This window comes from Ralstonia sp. AU12-08 (assembly GCF_000442475.1).
GTDB lineage: Bacteria > Pseudomonadota > Gammaproteobacteria > Burkholderiales > Burkholderiaceae > Ralstonia > Ralstonia insidiosa.
In genome coordinates this window covers 68,195-87,865 of record NZ_ASZV01000015.1, presented here as the reverse complement: position 1 = coordinate 87,865, position 19,671 = coordinate 68,195, and the positions used below count along the sequence as shown (strand labels likewise).

At 64.4% G+C, this 19,671-nt stretch carries 14 protein-coding genes and 1 pseudogene; 2 read left to right on the top strand and 13 right to left on the bottom strand.

All coding sequences use genetic code 11. The annotated features are described in order from the left end of the window. Window positions 1–3: 3 nt before the first annotated feature. The 7 genes and pseudogenes from C404_RS39595 to C404_RS39565 all read right to left on the bottom strand — a co-directional run bounded on the left by C404_RS39595 (window position 4) and on the right by C404_RS39565 (window position 9,765). Complete coding sequence (locus tag C404_RS39595; RefSeq protein WP_021194310.1) at window positions 4–1,026, bottom strand: sulfonate ABC transporter substrate-binding protein; 1,023 nt, start codon at window positions 1,024–1,026, stop codon at window positions 4–6. Between the two features lie 5 nt (window positions 1,027–1,031). Beyond that, entirely contained in the window at window positions 1,032–2,036 is a 1,005-nt protein-coding gene (locus C404_RS39590) for a sulfonate ABC transporter substrate-binding protein (protein WP_021194309.1), read from the bottom strand. Window positions 2,037–2,165: 129 nt separating this feature from the next. Next, the gene (gene ssuE, locus C404_RS39585) at window positions 2,166–2,789 is read right to left on the bottom strand and encodes an NADPH-dependent FMN reductase (protein WP_021194308.1); all 624 of its coding nucleotides are present in this window, start codon (window positions 2,787–2,789) and stop codon (window positions 2,166–2,168) included. Window positions 2,790–2,819: 30 nt separating this feature from the next. Then, window positions 2,820–3,827 carry a sulfate ABC transporter substrate-binding protein gene (locus tag C404_RS39580; RefSeq protein WP_021194307.1) on the bottom strand — a complete coding sequence of 336 codons (1,008 nt, stop codon included), beginning with the start codon at window positions 3,825–3,827 and terminating at the stop codon, window positions 2,820–2,822. A 207-nt stretch (window positions 3,828–4,034) separates the two neighbouring features. Continuing rightward, entirely contained in the window at window positions 4,035–5,510 is a 1,476-nt protein-coding gene (locus C404_RS39575) for an efflux transporter outer membrane subunit (protein ID WP_021194306.1), read from the bottom strand. Continuing rightward, window positions 5,510–8,627, bottom strand: a pseudogene (locus C404_RS39570) (efflux RND transporter permease subunit). The gene C404_RS39575 and the pseudogene C404_RS39570 overlap by 1 nt, the downstream one beginning before the upstream one ends. Next, the gene (locus tag C404_RS39565) at window positions 8,620–9,765 is read right to left on the bottom strand and encodes an efflux RND transporter periplasmic adaptor subunit (protein ID WP_021194305.1); all 1,146 of its coding nucleotides are present in this window, start codon (window positions 9,763–9,765) and stop codon (window positions 8,620–8,622) included. The pseudogene C404_RS39570 and the gene C404_RS39565 overlap by 8 nt, the downstream one beginning before the upstream one ends. 168 nt (window positions 9,766–9,933) lie before the next feature. On the opposite strand from C404_RS39565, the gene C404_RS39560 reads away from it, so the two are divergent. Further along, window positions 9,934–10,617, top strand: a complete 684-nt coding sequence (locus C404_RS39560; protein ID WP_021194304.1) for a response regulator — start codon at window positions 9,934–9,936, stop codon at window positions 10,615–10,617. Further along, window positions 10,610–12,013, top strand: a complete 1,404-nt coding sequence (locus tag C404_RS39555) for a sensor histidine kinase (RefSeq protein WP_021194303.1) — start codon at window positions 10,610–10,612, stop codon at window positions 12,011–12,013. The genes C404_RS39560 and C404_RS39555 overlap by 8 nt, the downstream gene beginning before the upstream one ends. 70 nt (window positions 12,014–12,083) lie before the next feature. Here C404_RS39555 and clpB read toward each other — a convergent pair whose 3' ends face one another. The 6 genes from clpB to C404_RS39525 all read right to left on the bottom strand — a co-directional run bounded on the left by clpB (window position 12,084) and on the right by C404_RS39525 (window position 19,614). Then, complete coding sequence (gene clpB / locus C404_RS39550; RefSeq protein WP_021194302.1) at window positions 12,084–14,672, bottom strand: ATP-dependent chaperone ClpB; 2,589 nt, start codon at window positions 14,670–14,672, stop codon at window positions 12,084–12,086. Between the two features lie 158 nt (window positions 14,673–14,830). Continuing rightward, window positions 14,831–17,008: a 3-hydroxybutyrate oligomer hydrolase family protein gene (locus C404_RS39545; protein ID WP_031329211.1), complete on the bottom strand. Its 2,178-nt coding sequence runs from the start codon at window positions 17,006–17,008 to the stop codon at window positions 14,831–14,833. 145 nt (window positions 17,009–17,153) lie between these two features. Further along, complete coding sequence (gene crcB, locus C404_RS39540; RefSeq protein WP_031329210.1) at window positions 17,154–17,534, bottom strand: fluoride efflux transporter CrcB; 381 nt, start codon at window positions 17,532–17,534, stop codon at window positions 17,154–17,156. Window positions 17,535–17,549: 15 nt separating this feature from the next. Then, a complete protein-coding gene (locus C404_RS39535; protein WP_021194299.1) occupies window positions 17,550–18,068 on the bottom strand; it encodes a molybdenum cofactor biosynthesis protein MoaE in 519 nt (172 codons plus the stop codon). A gap of 16 nt (window positions 18,069–18,084) precedes the next feature. Then, on the bottom strand, window positions 18,085–18,342 hold the full coding sequence (gene moaD, locus C404_RS39530) for a molybdopterin converting factor subunit 1 (RefSeq protein WP_031329209.1): 258 nt from the start codon (window positions 18,340–18,342) through the stop codon (window positions 18,085–18,087). A 12-nt stretch (window positions 18,343–18,354) separates the two neighbouring features. Then, window positions 18,355–19,614, bottom strand: coding sequence for a molybdopterin molybdotransferase MoeA (locus tag C404_RS39525; RefSeq protein ID WP_021194297.1), 1,260 nt, complete (start codon window positions 19,612–19,614; stop codon window positions 18,355–18,357). Window positions 19,615–19,671 lie beyond the last annotated feature (57 nt).

The following is a 19,671-nucleotide window of genomic DNA, read 5'->3' as shown; positions in this document are numbered from 1 at the left end:
AACTCAAGCCCGAGCGATGGCCAATTGCGCCAGCGTCGGATGCCACACGATGTCCACCGGCTTGACCGCGCGCGGAATCAGCCCGAGCCCGTGGAAGGCATCGGCCACGCGCTGCTGCTCGGCAATCGCCTCGGGCGTGACCGGGCGCACCGGTGATGGCGGCCGGCGCGACAGGAACAGATGCACCGTCGCCAGCGACAGGCCGGAGAAATCCGCAATGCGCTGCGCCGCTTCCTTGCGGTTTTCCTGCACCAGCCGGTCTGCACGCGAGAGCTCGGCGAAGATCGCGGCGATGGTGTCGCCATGCTTCTCGGTGAACGCGGTCGGTGCGAAGTAGAACGAGTTGTTGGACGACAGCGTGCGGCCAGTCGCCAGCACGCGCGGCTTGATCGCCAACTCGGTGGCGGCGTAGTACGGATCCCAGATGCCCCAGGCGTCTACGGCGCCACGCTCGAAGGCGGCTCGCGCATCGGCGGGCGTCAGGTACACGGGCTGGATGTCGGCAAAGGTCAGGCCGCCCTTCTGCAGGCCGCGCACGATCAGGAAATGCGCGCTCGAACCTTTTTGCAGCGCCACGCGCTTGCCCTTCAAGTCGGCCAGCGTCTTGAGCGACGAGTCCTGCTGCACGAGGATGGCCGAGCTGTCCGGCTTGGGCGGCTCCACGCCCACGTAGCGCAAGTCCTTGCCAGCCGCCTGCGCAAACACGGGCGGCGTATCGCCGGTAATCGCCAGATCCAGGCTGCCTGCGGACAACGCCTCCAGTTGCTGCGGCCCGGCCGGAAACTCCAGCCAACTCACCTTCGTGCCCGGAAAGCGCTGCTCCAGCGCGCGGTTCTCCTTGACGATGACGAGGTTGACCGCGCTCTTCTGAAAGCCAATGCGCAGTTGCGCGGGCGGTGTGATCTTCGGCAGGTTGGCAGGGGCGCCGGCAGCGTTCGCGGCATGCGCGACGGAGCCCAGCGCCGCCAGCGATGCCCCGGCGGCCGAGGCCGTCAGCAAACGGCGGCGTTGAATATCAATGGTCATGGCGATCAGCGAGCCGCTTGTTGCGTGGTCGGTTGCGCGTTCGGATTCCAGGCGGAATCCGCTACCTTCACCGGGCGCGGGATCAGCTTGAGCGCGTGGAACGTGTCGGCAATGCGTTGCTGATCAGCCAGGGCTTCCGCACTGACCGGCTGGATGCCGTAAACAATGCGCGAGACCGAACGGGTCACCACTGCTGGCTCCAGACCCAGTTGCGGACCGAGAATGATCGTCACGTCCTTCGGATTGGCAGCCGCCCACGTGTCGGCCTTCTTCAGCTCATCGAGCACGATGTTCAGCACATCGGGCCGCGCAGCCGCATAGCCCTTCGACGCCAGGAAGTACTGCGAGTTGTTGACGACGCCCGTACCGTCGGCCAGCACACGTGCGCCGAGTTGCTGTTCGGCAGCCGCAAAGAACGGGTCCCAGATCACCCAGGCATCAATGGCGCCGCGCTCGAAGGCGGCACGTGCATCGGCGGGGGTCAGGTAGACGGGCTGGATGTCGCTGTAAGGCACATTGGCCTTCTCCAGCAGCTTGACCAGCAGGTAGTGCACGTTCGAGCCCTTGTTGAAGGCAACGCGCTTGCCTTTCAGGTCGGCCACGGTCTTCAGCGGCGAATTCTTCGGCACGATGATCGCCTCGCCAGCCGGTGCGGGCGGCTGGTTGCCCACGTAGACGAGGTGCGCGCCAGCAGCCAGCGCGAAGATCGGCGGCGCTTCGCCCGTGGTGCCGAAGTCGATAGCCCCCACGTTCAGGCCTTCAAGCAACTGCGGGCCAGCCGGAAACTCCGTCCACTTCACTTCAATGCCTTGCGAAGCGAGGCGCTTTTCCAGCGTGCCGCGTGCCTTGAGCACGGTCAGCGTGCCGTATTTCTGATAGCCGATGCGGAGCTGCTTTGCAGCGGTTGGGGGCGGCGTATCGCTATTGGCAAACGCGGCCGGTGCACCCAACGTGGCGAGCAGCGTGGCGGCGATGGTCAGGGTCCTGCGCAGGGGCGAGTGGGCTTTCATGATTCAGTCGATCCGGGATGTAAGGGCGGCACGATCCGCGCGCAGGCGCTGCGCGGCATGACAACAACGAGAAAGCGTCGGGGACGCGTCGGCGATGCAAGCGGTGCGCTTAGCGCACCCGCTGTGGCATCAAGCCAGACATCGCATTCGTTCTGCGCCAGCAGTCTGGAACGTGGCACGTACCGCACTGCGGCTGGAGACGATCATCTGCGCGACGGCGGGGTGCCGGGCCAGCGCAAGCGCCTGGTGCACGCGCTCCACACCGTCATCGAGACGCTGTTGCAGCGATGGCTCCACCGTGAGGCCATCGTCTCCCACCACGATCTGCGAATCGACCGCAAAGATGCCGGGCAGGATCGAGCGTGCCGCCAGTGCCGTCAGCACCGGGCGCAGCGCATAGTCGATCGCCAGCGTGTGGGCGAGGCTGCCGCCGGTGGCAATCGGCAGCACGACCTTGTCGCGCAGCCCGCTCTGCGGCAGCAGATCGAGAAACGTTTTGAGCAGGCCGCTGTAAGCCGCCTTGTAGACCGGCGTGGCGAGAATCACCACCCCAGCCGCTTCCACCCGCGCCACCGCATTGGCGATGGCGGGGTCGGACACCTGCGCGCCCAGCAGCGCATCGGCTGGCAGGCTGCGCAGGTCCAGGTGGTCCGCTGTCTCACCGGCGCGTTCGAGCTGCGCACGTACATGGCCCAGCAGGCGCGCGGACTTCGATTGCGCCGAAGGGCTGCCGGAGATGGTCAGGATGCTCATGATGCGGACACACCTGTTGGTTGCTTGGGCTTACTTGCCCGGTTGATAGAGCTGATCAAACTGACCGCCATCGGCAAAGTGCGTTTTCTGCGCCTTCTGCCAGCCGCCGAACGTGTCGTCGATGGTCACCAGCTTCACCTTCGGGAATTCGCTCTCATGCTTCTTGGCCACGGCCGGGTCGGTCGGGCGATAGAAATTCTTCGCGCCAATCTCCTGCCCTTGCGGCGTGTACAGGAACTTGAGGTACGCCTCCGCAGCCTTGCGCGTGCCCTTCTTGTCGGCCACCTTGTCCACCACCGCCACCGGCGGCTCGGCCAGGATGGAAATCGACGGCACCACCACGTCAAACTTGTCCTTGCCTTCCACGCGCGCAGCCAGCAGCGCCTCGTCTTCCCATGCGATCAGCACATCGCCAATCCCGCGTTCCGTGAACGTGGTGGTCGCACCGCGCGCGCCCGAATCCAGCACCGGCACGTTCTTGTAGAGCTTCTGCACAAAGTCCTTGGCCGTTGCGTCCGAGCCGCCCGGCTGCTTGAGCGCATAGGCCCAGGCGGCCAGATAGTTCCAGCGTGCACCGCCCGAGGTCTTCGGGTTGGGCGTGATGACGGCAATGCCCGGCTTGACCAGGTCGTTCCAGTCCTTGATGCCCTTCGGGTTGCCCTTGCGCACCAGGAACACGATGGTGGACGTGTACGGCGAGGCGTTGTTCGGCAGGCGCTTCTGCCAATCCTTGGCCGTCAGGCCCTTCTCCGCAATGGCGTCGATGTCGTAGCCGAGGGCCAGCGTCACCACGTCGGCTTCCAGCCCGTCGATGACCGAGCGGGCCTGCTTGCCCGAACCGCCGTGCGAGGCACGCAGGGTGATGTCCTCACCCGTTTCGGCCTTCCACTTCTTGGCGAATTCGGTGTTGATCTCTTTGTACAGTTCGCGCGTTGGGTCATACGACACGTTCAGCAGCGTCGTTGCCGCGTGCGCACCGACGGATCCCCCCGCCACAATGGCAGCCGCGATGGCGTTGAAGACAAACTTGCGAATCATCTTGCTGGCTCCGTTTCTTACGTCTTATGGATTTGGATAGAAGCAAGACTACCGAGCGGGCCTTGTACGGGGAACGAATGGTTTCAGGGATTGTTCATCGTTTTTTGCATAAGAGAGACCGGCACGATGCCTCTCCAGAAAAAACACCCTGCGAGGGTCGCCCGCTCGCAGGGTGAGGATCGCTCGCTTCTCTCTTGATAGCGTGGCTTAGCTGCTGCCTGCGGCTTGCTCGTCACGCGCCCACCAGCCACCGCCCAGCGCCTGCAACAGTGCTACCGAGTCGGCAAACCGGTCCGCGCGGGCTTGCGCCACGCTCACCAGGGCCTGCTGATACGCCTGCTCCGCCTGCAATACGGCCGGCGAGCCGACCATGCCGGCGGCCAGCTGGCGCTGCGCCATGTTCAGGCTTTTGCGGGCGGCCAACTCGGCCTTATGTGCACTTTGCAGGGAGCGCGCATCAGCCTGGATGGCATGCAGCGTATCCGCCACGTTCTGGAACGCCGTCAGTACGGTGCTGCGGTATTGCGCGGCTGCCTGGTCATACCGGGCCTCTGCCGCACGTTGTTGGTGCATCAGGCTGCCGCCATGGAAAATCGGCACCGCCAAGCCAGCCGAGAGGTTCCACAGGCCCGTACCGCTGGTGAACAGCATGCGCAGCAACTCCTCCGAGCTGCCGACGTTACCGGTCAAGGTCACGCTGGGCAGGCGTGCGGCAATCGCCACGCCAATGTCCGCGCTGGCCGCGTGCAGTTGCGCCTGTGCCGCCCGAATGTCTGGCCGCTGCTCAACCAGTTGCGACGGCAGACTCAGCGGCAGTTCAGCCGGCAGATGCAATGCATCCAACTCGAACCGCTGCGTGATCTCGTCGCTGGGGTAACGGCCGGCCAACACGGTGATGAGGTTGCGCTGCTGGGCCAGTTGCTTCTCAAGTGGGGGCAAGCTGGCCTCCATCTGCGCAAGCGCGGCTTCCTGCGCGGCCACATCGGCGCCGCCCAGCAGCCCTGCGCGCTGTTGCTTGCGGGTGGCTTCCAGCAACTGGTTGGCGACCTTCACGGCCTCCTGTGTCGCCTTGACCTGCGCGCGCAGCGCTGCCTCCTGGATGGCTGCGTTGACCACGCTGGAAGTCAGCGTCAGATAAGCGGCCTCATACTCGAAGCGCACCGCCTCCGTCTGGGCTGCGGTCGACTCCACCTGCCGCCGGACCCCGCCGAACACGTCGGGCATGTAGGACACCACCAGCTGCGACGTATGCAGCGAATAGAGATCCGCGTTGGACTTGAGCGGGCTGGCGATCGCCTTGGCATTCCGTGTGCGTGACGAGTTGTGCGAACCATCCAGCGTCGGGAAGAAGTCGGCCCGCTGTGCTGCCAGGTTTTCCTGAGCAGCGCGCAGGGCCGCCTTGGCCGATTGCAGGTCGGGATTCGCCTTGAGCGCCTCCTCCACCAGCGTGTTCAACGCGTCGGAGCCAAACAGCGTCCACCACTTTGCCGAAACGGCCTGCCCTTGGTTTAAGCGTTGGGACTGTCCGTCTTGCGTCGGCGTTGCTACGGTGGTCGTCAGCTGATTGGCCGTGTATCCGGACACATCCGGAGCCGCCGGGCGCTTGAAGTCCGGCCCCACGGCACAACCCGCGGCAGTCACCAACAGCACGACGCTGGCGGCAATACGTGTCATGCGGTTCATCACGACTCCCCTTCCGTTGCAACATAGGCGACCGGGCCTTCCGGACGCTTGCGTCGGGCCGCTCGTTCTTCAATCAGGTAATACAGCGCGGGCAGCAGCACCAGCGTGAGTACAGTTGCGCTCGTCAGACCACCCACCACCCACAGTGGCCAGCGGCCGCTGCACATCGCTGCCAAGACCATGTGCCAGCGCTGCAGGAATCAAACCCAGCGCAGCCACGGTGGCCGTCATCAGCACCGGGCGCATGCGCTCGCGCGCCCCGCCCACCACGGCTTCCTTCAAGCTCAGGCCGGGCTGTTTGCGCCAGCGGTTCAGGTTCGAGACCATGATGATGGCGTTCAACACAGCCACCCCAAACAGCGCGATAAAGCCGACTGCAGACGACACATTCAACGTCATGCCGCGCAGGTGCAGCGCCACCAGCCCACCCAGCGTGGCCAACGGTACCGCGCAGAGAATCAACGCCGGCTGGCGTAGGTTCTTGAACTCGGCAAACAGCAGCACGAACATCAGCGCCAGCACCATCGGCAGAATCAGCGCCAGGCGGGCTTGCGCACGCTGCTGGTTCTCAAACTGGCCGCCCCACGCGATCTGGTTACGCGTGTGGTCGTACTGGATCTCCTGATCGATGCGCTGTTTGGCTTCGTCCAGGAACGAGGCGAGATCGCGCCCGCGCAAGTTCAGCCGTACGGTCAGGTGGCGCTTGTTCATCTCGCGCGTGATGGTGGTTTCGCCCTCGGCAAAGCCCACCTTGGCGATCTGCGCCAGGGCAATATGCGCACCGTTGGCAGTGGTCAGCGTCAGGTTGCCGATGGCCTCGGGGTTGTTGCGCGAGGTACCGACAAAGCGCGCGGCTACGTCGTAGCTGCGGTCTTCCACGAACACCTTCGTGACCGGGCTGCCGCCGATGCCGGTCTGGATGAGGTCCATCACATCGGCAATGTTGATGCCCAGGCGGGCCGCTGCTGCGCGGTCCACGTCGATGCGCACCTGCGGCAACGGCGGCTCCTGGTCGATGATCACGTCCTGCGCGCCGGGCACGGTCTTGAGCAGTTGCTCGATCGACGTGGTCAGCTGCCGGGTCTGCGCAAAGTCATTGCCGTACACCTTGACCACCAGATCGCTGTGCGCACCGGCCAGCTTGTCGAGCACGCCATCGATCATCGGCTGCGAAAAGCCCACCTGAATGCCGGGCAGTTGCTGGAAGCGCTCGGCCATCTTGGCGATCAACTGCTGCTTGTCGCGGCCGGTCTTCCATTCGCTGTAGGGGTGCAGCGTTACCGCGCTTTCAATGTGAGACGGCGAGAACGGGTCCGTCCCCTCATCATTGCGGCCGACCTGCGTGACGATGTGCTCGACCTCCGGAAACTCCCGTGCGGCCTCGCGCAGCTTGCCGGCCATCTCCGATGCCTTGTCAAGCGAAATGCCGGGCGGCAGCGTCACCTGCAGCCAGATCGAGCCCTCATCCAGATAGGGCAGGAAATCCCGCCCGATGGACGCGCCCAGGATCACCACCCCCGCCAGCGTGGCCACCGCCAGGCCGATCATGGCGCGCGACTTGCCGACCACCCGGTTGAGCAAACCCTCATAACGCGGCGTCAGCCACTGCAGCACCGGGTTGTGGAACACTTTGGCCGGTTTGCGGTAAGCCCAGTACGCCAGACCGGGCACCAGCAACAGCGCCACCAGCAACGCGCCAAGCAACGCAAACCCCACTGCAAACGCCATCGGCGAGAACAGCTTGTACTCAATGCGCTGGAAGGCAAACAGCGGCAGGTAGGCCACGATGATGACCACCATGCCGAAGAAGATCGGTCGCGTGACCTGACGCGCCGCGGCCATGATGTCGGCGCCATCCAGTTCGCGCCCTTCCTCTTCTTCTCGCTTGCGCAGGATGTTTTCCATCATCACGATCGCACCGTCGACGATGATGCCGAAATCGATTGCGCCCAGCGACAGCAGGTTGGCCGGAATCTTGAAGTGGTGCATCAGGATGAACGCCGCCAGCAGCGAGAACGGAATCGTCACCGCCACGATCAGCGCCGCGCGCGGGCTGCCCAGGAACAGCAGCAACACCAGCGACACCAGCACCATGCCCTCGATCAGGGTCTTGCCGACGGTGTGGACGGTGGCCTCCACCAGCTTGCTGCGGTCGATATACGCCACCACCTTCACATCCTTCGGCAGGATGTGCTCATTGAGGTCGCGCACGGCCTCATGCACCCCTTTCATGACGACCGACGGGTTCTGGCCACGCAGCAGCAGCGTGATGCCCTGGATGGTGTCGGGATTGCCGTCTCGCCCCAGAATGCCGTTGCGCTCGTGGTTGCCCAGCACCACCTGGCCGATGTCCTTGATCAGCACCGGCACGCCGCCCTTCTGGCTCACGACAACGTTGCCGAGGTCTTCCAGGTTGCGGATCAAGCCGACGCCGCGCACCACTAGGCCCTGCTCCCCGCGTTGCATGATGCTGCCGCCCGCGTTGGCGTTGTTGGCCTGGATGGCCTGCGAAATCTGGCTCAGAGACACGCTGTACTTGGTCATCTTGGCCGGATCGAATTCGAGCATGAACTGTGTGGTCAGGCCGCCAAAGTTGGCGACATCCACCACGCCTGCCACCTGCTTCAGGCGCGGGATGACTTTCCAGAACTGCAGCTCCGACAACTCACGCAAGTCACGCGTCTTGGATTCGAGCGTGTAGCGGTAGATCTCGCCAATGGGCGAAGTCAGCGGGTCCATGCCCGGCTTGGCGCCATAGGGCAAGTCGACACCGTTGATGCTCTCCTGCAGACGCTGGCGCGACCAGTAGTCTTCGGCGCCGTCCTGAAACACCACGGTGATCAGCGACAGCCCGAAGGTGCTCTTGGAGCGCATCACGTGCATGCCGGGCGTGCCCATGATGGCGCGCTCCAGCGGAATGGTGATCTGCTGCTCGACCTCTTCCGCCGCCAGGCCATTGACCTGCGTTACGACCTGCGAGCTGGTGTCGGCAATATCAGGATAGGCTTCAAGCGGCAGCTGCTTCCATGAATACCAGCCGTACAGCGCGGCCATCAGGAAGACCAGCACGACAATGCCGCGCCGGTTAAAGCATAGGGTGACCAGACGTTCAATCATTGAGCAGTACCCCGTCCTTGGTCACCACGCGCTCACCGGCCTTCAGGCCCGAGAGGATCTCGATCTTGTCGCCAACCTGCGCACCCGTCTTGACCACGCGCGCCTGGAACTGCCACGGCGCCACCTCGACAAAGGTGCGCGTGTTGAAGCCCGACTGCACCAGCGCCGACATCGGCACGATCACGCCCGTGTGCGGTTGGCCCTGCAGCGTGGCCTGCGCGAACATGCCGGGCTTCAGGCGACCGTCCTTGTTGTCGAACACCATGCGCACCTTGACCGTGCGCGTGTCCGCGTCGAGCATTTCGCCCACGTAGCGCACCTTGGCGGCCAGCGGTTCGGCATAGGCATCGAGCTTCACGGCAGCCGCTTGGCCAACGTAGACCTTGGACAGATCCTTCTCCTGCACGTTGGCCGTGATGAACACGCGGGACAGATCCGCCACCGTCATCACCGACGCATTGCTGTCGTTCCAGTACCCGCCGGTGGCGCCATTGAGGTCGACAACGCGGCCCGAGATGGGCGAGCGCACCGACAGGATGTGCCCGCCGGACACCTTGGCCCCACCCTTGGCACCGAGCTGTGCCAGCTTGTTGTTGGCGCGCTCGGCCTCGCTCACGGCCTGTGCGTAGTCGTTTTGGGCCTGCTCAAGATCGCGCCGGGGCGTGATCTCGGATTTGTCCAGCTCGTGCAGGCGGTCCAGGTTCTTCTTGGCCAGCACCAGCGCCGCTTGCGCCTTGGCCGCGGTGCTGGTCGCCTCGGCCAGATCTGCTGAGTCGAGCGTGAACAGCACGTCGCCAGCCTTGACCTCATCGCCCAATTGCTTGTTCAGGCTCACGATGCGGCCCGACAGCGGCGGCAACACCTTGACGAGCTTGCCCGGGTCGGCCTCCACCGAGGCCGGCAGCACAAACGCCGCAGAAACGGCATCTTCCGACGCGGCCGTCACCACCAGCGATCGGCGCAGCGGCGAGGCGTCCGGAACCACAATGCGGTCATCTTTATGCTGAAGGGCAACCACCGCCTGAGCGCTGGGCTCCTTGGCATGCAGGGACAGCGCGCCCCACAGGCAAACACCCGCCACGGCGAACGTGATAGCGCTATAGAAAAGTCGTTTGGAAGAAGTCGAGGAGGCTTGCATGGCGTGCTCCGATACATGCGTGTTGATGTTCTGCGCATCCGCTCCATGAGGACGCGGTCGCCATGCTACGCAACGATGTTGCAGTGCAACCTGAATTCTTCTTCAGGAATATCAGACGGTCGCATTGCTAGAATCCTGCCGTCCTGCCGCCCTCATGCGCGCTACCCGATGAACATCCTGCTGATCGAAGACGACCGCAAAGCCGCCCGCCTGCTGGCACGAGGCCTGGAAGAAGAAGGCTTTACGGTGGCGCTTGCGCACGCGGCGGAAGAAGCCCACGAACCGATGATCCGCGCGGCCGATCTGGTCATCCTCGACTGGATGCTTCCCGGCAAAGAAGGCGTGACGTTTTGTGCCGAGTTGCGCCAGCGTGACATCCAGACCCCGATCCTGATGCTGACCGCGCGGGATGCCCACACCGACCGCATCACCGGACTCAACACCGGCGCTGACGACTACCTGACCAAGCCGTTCGTGTTTGACGAGCTGCTGGCCCGCGTCCGCGCACTGCTGCGGCGGGCCAGGCTGGCACCGGCGCCGGTGCTCGCCATTGGTGATCTGCGGCTCGAACCAGCCACGCGCCTGGTCACGCGGGCAGGCAACGCCATCGATCTCACGCCCAAGGAATACGCCTTGCTGGAGTTCCTGATGCGCCATGCCGGCAAGGTGGTCAGCCGCGTGCAGCTCGCTGAAAACATCTGGCACGCAGACCTCATCGCCATCGACAACCTGATCGACGTGCACATGAAGAACCTGCGCCGCAAGATCGATCCGCCCGACCTGCCAGCGCTCGTTCAAACCGTACGCGGACAAGGCTTTCGCCTGAGCGCACCAACCGATCACCATGTTTAGTTTTCAGCGCCGCCTGATCCTCGCGCACTGGGCCGTGATCGTGATCGTTGTGACGGGCGTGGCCTTCGCCGCGTGGTGGGAGCTGTCGCGCATCGCCCATCGGCAACTGGATGCCGCGCTGCTGGCACTGGCCGAAACCGAGGCCGGCATGCTGTTAGGTAGCAAAAGCCAACCCATCCGCGTGCATGAAAAACCCACAGGTACGGCCCCTCCTTCACTGGTGCGCCTGGACCGTCTGGTGCAGATTGTCGATGCACAGGGGGACGTCCTTGCGCGCAGTGCCAACCTTGGCACGACGCGTCTGCCGACGTCTCCGGTATTGCTCGGCCGTCTCGCGCAAGGCGAAACGGTCTTCGAGACCCTGCAGGATTTCAGCGAAGAGCCACTGCGCATGGTGTCGCTGCCGATACACAGCACCCCCGGTGCGCCGCCCTTGGTCATCCAGGTTGCGGGGTCGCTCGATGACGTCAACCGGATCCTGGACTCGGCGGTGGTGCTGTTCGTCGGGCTGGCGGTTGCGTTGCTGCTCGCTGTCGGCACCGCGGGCGCCATGCTCACGCAGCGCGTCTTTCGTGCCATCGACAACGTCGTCAAGCAGGCCCGCCGGATCGGCGACAACAACCTCGACGAGCGCCTGCCGCACCCCGGCACATCCGATGACATCGGCAAGCTCGTCGATACGCTCAACGACATGCTCGATCGCCTCGAACACGGCTTCGACATGCAGCGCCGCTTCACGGCCGACGCCTCGCACGAGCTGCGCTCACCACTGTCGCGGCTACGTACCGAGCTTGAGGTCACGCTGCGGCGCGAGCGCAGCCGCGAAGAATACGTCGAGACCCTGCACTCGTGCGTGGAAGAAGTCGGACGGCTCACGCAGATGGTGGAAGAACTGCTGATGCTTGCGCGCCTGGATGCTGGCCAGGACCAGGACATGCTGGAAGCGGTGCCGGTCATTGAGCTTGTGCAGACGTGCGTCAAGCGTGTCACCCCGGCGGCCCAGGATCGCGGCATCACCCTGGCCACACAAGCGGGCACGAATCTGCCCATCCGGATCGCCCGTGCCCCGGCAACCTTGGCCCTGACCAATCTGCTGGACAACGCCGTCAAGTTTTCGCCAGCGGGCACCACGGTTGAAATTGCCTGGTCGGCCGAGCACGGCGACGCCGTCCTACAAGTCAGCGACCATGGCCCCGGGATTCCCCCTGCCGAACTGCCGCACATCTTCGAGCGCTTCTACCGTGGCGCGCGTGCCCGGGCGAGCGAGACGCCGGGTACGGGTCTTGGGTTGGCGCTTTCGCAAGCCATCGTGCAGGCACACGGCGGGCGGATCGACGCGGCAAATGCCCTGGAAGGCGGCGTGATTTTCCGCATCAGCCTGCCACTCGTCGCCTGACGGCACGTTGCAGGCATAAAAAAAGCCCGTCTTCGCAAGACGGGCTTTCTCAAACACAACACTGCGCGGCTTAGTGCACCACGCGCTCGAACGTGAAGTGGTCGTCGCGATAGTCCACTGGCACCACATCCTTGGGCGAGTACTTGCCCTCCAGAATCATCCGCGCGACCGGGTTCTCGATCTGCTGCTGGATGGCACGCTTCAGCGGCCGCGCCCCAAACACCGGGTCGTAGCCCGCGGAGGCCAGCTTGGCCACGGCAGGATCGGTAATCTCCAGCGTCAGGTCCATATGCGCCAGACGTGCCGCCAGACGCTTGAGCTGGATGCGCGCGATCGACTCGATGTTGCGCTGGTCGAGCGAGTGGAACACCACCACCTCGTCGATCCGGTTTAGGAACTCGGGGCGGAAATGCGCTTTCACTTCCTGCCACACCGCGCCCTTCACCACATCGAACGGCTCACCCGTCATCGACTGAATCAACTGCGAGCCGAGGTTGGACGTCATCACGATCACCGTGTTCTTGAAGTCCACCGTGCGGCCTTGGCCATCGGTCAGGCGGCCATCGTCCAACACCTGCAGCAGCACGTTGAAGACGTCCGGGTGGGCCTTCTCGACTTCATCGAGCAACACCACGCTGTACGGCTTACGACGCACAGCCTCGGTCAGGTAACCGCCTTCCTCATAGCCGACATAGCCCGGCGGCGCGCCGATCAGGCGGCTCACGGAATGCTTCTCCATGAACTCGCTCATGTCGATGCGGATCAGGTGCTCTTCCGAATCGAACAGGAAGCCTGCCAGCGCCTTGCACAGCTCGGTCTTGCCAACACCCGTCGGGCCCAGGAACAGGAACGAGCCATAGGGCTTGTTCTCGTCCGAGATACCGGCGCGCGAGCGGCGGATGGCGTCCGATACCAGGCGCACGGCCTCGTCCTGACCGACCACGCGCTCGTGCAGGCGGTCTTCCATCTTGAGCAGCTTCTCGCGCTCGCCGGTCATCATCTTCGACACGGGGATGCCCGTGGCGCGGCTGACGACTTCGGCAATTTCTTCGGCGCCCACCTGCGTGCGCAGCAGCTTGTTCGGCTGCTTCTGGCCAGCGGTCTCCGCGTCGGTTGCGGCCTTCAGCTTGCCCTCCAATTCGGGCAGCTTGCCGTATTGCAGTTCGGCCACCTTGTCGAACTTGCCTTCGCGTTGCAGCTTGGCAATCTCAAGTTTGATCTTGTCGATCTCTTCCTTGAGCACGGCCGTGCCTTGCGCTGCGCCCTTCTCGGCTTTCCAGATTTCATCCAGATCGGCGTATTCCTTCTGCAGACGCTCGATCTCCTGCTCGATCAGCTCCAGGCGCTTTTGCGAGGCTTCGTCGGTTTCCTTCTTCACCGCTTCGCGCTCGATCTTGAGCTGGATCAGGCGACGATCCAGCTTGTCCATCACCTCGGGCTTCGAGTCGATTTCCATCTTGATGCGCGCGGCCGCTTCGTCAATCAGATCGATGGCCTTATCCGGCAGGAAGCGGTCGGTGATGTAGCGGTGGCTGAGTTCAGCCGCGGCCACGATCGCCGGGTCGGTGATCTCCACGCCGTGGTGCAGCTCGTACTTCTCCTGCAGGCCACGCAGGATGGCGATGGTCGCCTCCACGCTCGGCTCATCGACGAGCACCTTCTGGAAGCGGCGCTCCAGCGCGGCATCCTTCTCGATGTACTTGCGGTACTCATCCAGCGTGGTCGCGCCGATGCAATGCAGCTCGCCGCGTGCCAGCGCCGGCTTGAGCATGTTGCCGGCATCCATTGCACCTTCGGCCTTGCCCGCGCCCACCATGGTATGGATCTCGTCAATGAAGAGGATGGTCTGGCCCTCTTCCTTGGCGATGTCGTTCAGCACGGCCTTCAGGCGTTCCTCGAACTCGCCGCGGTACTTGGCACCGGCCAACAGGCCCGCCATATCCAGCACCAGCACGCGCTTGCCCTTCAGGCTTTCCGGCACTTCTTCATTGACGATGCGCTGTGCAAGCCCCTCAACAATGGCGGTCTTGCCCACACCCGGCTCACCAATCAGCACCGGGTTGTTCTTGGTACGGCGCTGCAGGATCTGGATGGCACGGCGGATTTCGTCGTCACGGCCAATGACGGGGTCGAGCTTGCCGCTGCGGGCACGCTCGGTCAGGTCAATGGTGTACTTCTTAAGCGCCTCGCGCTGGCTTTCGGCCTCGGCGCTGCCGACGGTCTGACCGCCGCGTACGGCGTCGATAGCGGATTCCAGTGCCTTGCGCGCCAGGCCATGTTCGCGTGCGATGCGGCCGGCCTCGCCCTTGTCGTCAGCGGCGGCCAGCAGGAACAGCTCGCTGGCGATGAATTGGTCACCACGCTTGATGCCTTCCTTCTCGGTTTGCTGCAGCAGGCTGCCCAGGTCACGGCCGACCTGCACCTGTTCGCCACCCTGCACCTGCGGCAGGTGCTTGATGGCACGGTCCAGCGCCGTATCCAGCGCACCCGTGTTGACGCCCGCGCGGGCCAGCAGGTTCTTGGTGGCCCCATCCGGCTGGCGGAGCATCGCCAGCAGCAGGTGGATCGGTTCGATATACGGATTGTCGTTGCCCAGCGCCAGGCTCTGCGCGTCGGCCAGCGCTTCCTGGAAGCGGGTGGTCAATTTGTCCAAACGCATTAAAAACCCCTTGCGGAAAATGTTTCACTGTTCCGAAAGATAGGGAGCATCGGTGGCATTTCAAGCAGGGAAACGCCGGTTTTCATGCAGATTTGTACAAAATCAAGCGGCGACGCGCTTTTCAACGCGTCGCCGCTCAATGTGCTGCTTTCGTTGCTTCAGTTCGGCACGGAGACCGTTGCCACACCGCCCGTCGTCGTCACCGAAATGCGGTCACCCGCCGCCGGCGTGTTGGTGAAGTTCGGTACGTTGGCCGCGCTGATGGCCGGCGCCGAGCCTGCCGTACCACCACGCGGTGTCGTGCGCACCACCTGCGACGGCGGCAGCGGCGTGCCGCTCTTCAGGAAGGCGTACATCGCATCCAGCGCGCGTTGCTCATAGAGCACCAGCGGCACGAACAGCGCGTCGTAGCCCGGCACAAGGTCGATAAAGCCGTCGAAATGCTGCGCGTTCATCACCTCGATGTACGACAGCTTGCTCGACCCGCCCTCCACCAGCGCATTCAGCCCCAGGTACGGCCGCGAGCCGTGGTTGACCGGCAGCAGCGCATCGTTACGCCCTTGCACGATCAGCGTCGGCTTGCCCTGCAGGTTGCCGGTGCGCAGCGTCTGGCTGATGCCGGTCTGCAGCGCCTGCGACGTGGCATCGCCGCCGGTCAGCAGGTTGCGCAAGCAGCGTGCCGCATCCAGGTTGGCCGCTTGCGTGCCGGTGGAATCGACCGACTGGTTGCTGCGCGTTGGCCCGCCCTGCGCGTTGTTGTTGACCAGTTGCACGCCGGAGGTGGGCGGAATGCCGTTGCCCAACGCCGCCATCTGCGCCAGTGCCGTGGCGCTCACCGCCGTCGGGTGGAACGACGCATCGGTTGCGGAAAAGCTCATGCCGCACAGGTTGTCGGCCACGCTGGAGCGCGAGAGCGCGTTGCCAAAGGTGGTCGCGACCGACGGGTCGATCTCGTAAAACGACATCGACGCGTGCACGAGGTCCGACTCGGGCTCCCAGCCGTAGGCGCGCATCTTCTGCAGCGCTTCATCGGCTTGCGCGGCGGCCGTACTCGAATTGAGCAGACCGGCCGCCTTGAGTGCTGCGCAGCGGTTGGCCTGCACGTTGGCCGGGAACGTCGGCAGACTGGTAAAGAACCCCTGCGCCGGCGCACTCGACACGCTGGCCGACGATGCCGCACACAACCGGTACACGTTGGCGTAGCTCACGTAGTCGAACAGCGGCTTGCCCGACACCTGCAGCGGAACACCGCCGCGCACCACCTGCACGCTCGGGCTGGCAGGCAGGTTCAGGCCGGGCTCGCCAACGGCCACACCGTCGATCCAGCCGCCCGTGTCCTGCTCGGCCGCCGCGATGGCTGCACCGCCGCCGTTGGAAATGCTCGATGCGATCACGATGGTGTTGTTGGGTCGCACCGGCAGCGTGCTACCCACAAGATTGCCGCTGGCGGGCGCCACCTTGTCGTTGATCGCCCAGAACGCAAACTGCACGGCCTGCAGCGTAAAGCGGCCCCAATCCTTCTCTGGGTTGCGTTGCGAGTGCGCGTGCTTGAACGCCAGCCGGTTCGGCGTGGCCGCATTGAAGGCGGCGAGCTGGCTGCTGGTGAGCGGCGCAGCAAACTGCGCATTGGCACCCGCCGCCGCGCGCGTGGTGCGCGTGCCGTCCTGCAGGGCGACGGTGTCGGTCGCCAGATCATGCGGGCCAGCGCCGGTACCCTTGTCGGTGTAGGCGACGGCACACTTGCGCTTGAGGCCCCATTCCCCGGTGGAGATCGCACCGTAGATGCCACGCGAGCCAGATGAGGTGGCGGTGATGATGCAGGGGTTGTTGACGTCGAAGCTGTCGGGAATCTGCACGAGCAGCACCACGTTCTGCTGCCCAGTGCCATCGTCGGAATAGGCGACGTACTCGCTGCCGGCGACCATGCCCGAGCCTGACGTGACGTTGCCGCTGGCGTCGACATTCGGCCCGTACAGCGTGCCATAGCCACCCTTGGCAGCCGTATCGACCAGTGCGCGATAGTTGGCGTAGATGGCCAGGCGGCGCAGCTCGGCCGCCGTGGGCGCCGTCGGGTTGGCGATGGTGGGTGCGGTGGCGGATGCCAGGCCGCTGGCACCCAGGCCGGCGGTCAGCAGATCGTCGGTGGAGCCATCGTAGTGGGTGGTGGTGACCTTGCCGACAAAGGCCGGCTTGACGTTGCCCGGCACATTGTTGCCGTCGTTGCCGCCACCACAGGCGCTCAGCACGCTGCAACCGGCCAGAAGCATCGCTCCGGCTGCCGCAAGGTGGGTGACCGAGACGTGCCGTCGCAGGCGCGTGATTCGGGTTGATTTCATTGCGTCTCCTTCTTGTTATGGATGGAACAACACAAGACAACCCGCGGCAGCCTCCGATACTGCCTGTCCCTACGCCACCGCAGGCACCACCAGTATGTGAATCAAACTTCTCATTCGCAAGCTGATCGTCAAACGAGCCTTGTAATCAACTGAACGTGCGCACTGTCCAGAGACCCAGCATCGTGAGGAAGAGCGAGCCGCCCAGATGCGCCACGATGTGCAGCGTGCCCACCGTGTAGTCGCCAGCCAGGATGTTGGCGACGACCTCGCTGGAAAACGTTGAGAACGTCGTCAGGCCGCCCAGGAACCCGGTAATGACCAGCAAGCGCCACTCCGGCGGCAGCCCCGCATGCGTATCGAAAAAACCGACCGCCACGCCAATCAGGTAGCCCCCCACCAGATTGGCCGCCAGCGTACCGTACGGCAAGGCCGGATTGATCGCATTCCACAACACGGCGAACCCCCAGCGCAACCAGGCCCCCAGTGCAGCCCCCGCACCCACTGCCAGAAAGCCCATTCCGCTCATGCGGCCGCGTCCTTGTTATTCGTAGTCGTTGGGTTGCGCCGGTATGCCGGCTGCAGTGGAAGCACCAGCCGCGTTGCTGGTGGTGACGCCCCAGCGGGCGAGCGCCTTGTCGTCCGTCACACGGGCATCGACCCAGCGCGCGCCCTCGGGCGTCTGTTCCTTCTTCCAGAACGGCGCTTCGCTCTTGAGGTAATCCATGATGAATTCGCACGCGGCAAAGGACTCACCGCGATGCTTGGAGGCCACCGCCACCAGCACGATCTGGTCTTCCGGCCTGAGTTTGCCAACGCGGTGGATGACCAGTGCGTCGATCAGCTGCCAGCGCTGCATGGCTGCGCTCACGATGTTGGCGAGCGCCTTCTCGGTCATGCCGGGATAGTGCTCCAGCTCCATCTCCGACACACCGGTGCCGTCGTTGATGTCGCGCACGGTACCGATAAAGCTGGCCACCGCGCCGATGTTCGGGCGGCCGGCGCGGAGTGCGGCAATTTCGGCGCCGAGGTCGAAGTCGGCTTCCTGCACGCGGACGGTCATGGTGGTTCTCCTCCGCTCAGCCGCCGGTGACGGGCGGGAAGAATGCGACTTCGCAGCCTTCGTGAATCGCGGTGTCGGCAGGCACGATCTGGTGGTCCACCGCCATGCGCAGGGCACGGCCTTCAGCCAAGACCTCGGCCCATACCGGGCCACGCGCCATCAGCCAATGACGCACGTCACCCGCTGTGCGCAAGGTGTCTGGCACGGTCGCCGCCTCATGCGAGGTCCCCAGTTGCTCACGCACGCTGGCAAAGAAACGAAGCTCGATCTGCATGGCCATCGCTCCTTACACCAGACCTGCGAACGGCAGGAAACTCACAACGTCGCCCTGCGCGATCGGCTGGTTGGGCGGGTTGTCGATCAGACCATCGCCCCACACGGTGGAGGTCAGCACGCCGGAGCTCTGGTTCGGGAACAGATCCAACCCGCCGTTGGCGTTGATGCGCGCGCGCAGAAACTCGTTGCGGCGATCGCCCTTGGGTAGCGCAAAGTCGGCGCGCATCGGGAGGCGTTTGGGCGCCACGTCGGCCACACCCTGCAGGCGCAGGATGAACGGCCGCACGAACAGCAGGAAGGTCACGAAGCTCGATACCGGATTGCCCGGCAAACCAATGAAGAACGCGGTTGGCCCACCCACCATGCCTTCAGGCCGGCGCACCTCGCCAAAGGCCAGCGGCTTGCCCGGCTTGATGGCGATCTGCCACATGTTCAGGCGCCCTTCAGCTTCCACGGCGGGCTTGATGTGGTCTTCCTCGCCCACCGAGACGCCGCCCGACGTGATGATCAGGTCGTGCGCTTCAGCGGCTTCGCGCAGCGTCTCGCGCGTGGCCTGCAGCGTATCGGGCACGATGCCGAAATCGGTGATGTCGCAACCGAGGTTTTCGAGCAGCGCGCGCAGCGTGAAGCGGTTGGAGTTGTAGATGGCGCCGGGCTTGAGCGGCTCGCCGGGCATGGCCAGCTCATCGCCGGTAAAGAACACGGCCACACGCGGGCGGCGCACGACCTGCAGGTTAGCGCAGCCGACCGAAGCGGCCAGGCCCAGTTGCTGCGCACCGAGACGCGTGCCGCGCGACAGGATTTCAGCGCCATCGGCGATGTCCTCGCCCGCTCGGCGGATCCATTCGCCCGATTCGGGCGCGTGGTCGATGGTGACGGTGCCCGTGTCCGGATCGGCCTTGCATTGCTCCTGCATGACGACCGCATCAGCGCCCGGCGGAATCATCGCGCCAGTGAAAATGCGCGCCGCTTCGCCCGCATTCAACGGCTGGCCGACGTGACCCGCAGGAATGCGCTGCGCCACCTTCAGGCGCGTGCCCGGTGCAGTGATATCGGCTGCGCGCACGGCGTAGCCGTCCATCGACGTATTGTCTGCCGGCGGTACGTTCAGGCTGCTGTGCACGGCTTGCGCGAGGATACGGCCGTTGGCGTGCAGCGTCGGCACGGTTTCGGTGTCATGCAGAACGCGTGCAGCGGCGAGCAATTGCGACAGCGCCGCTTCGAGCGTCAGCAGGGACGGTTTGACGGCGGGAGCATCGTTGGCAGACATGCGGGAATGGGAAAACGAAATCGGAAAGGAGATTTCGATTGTATCGGTTCCAGATCG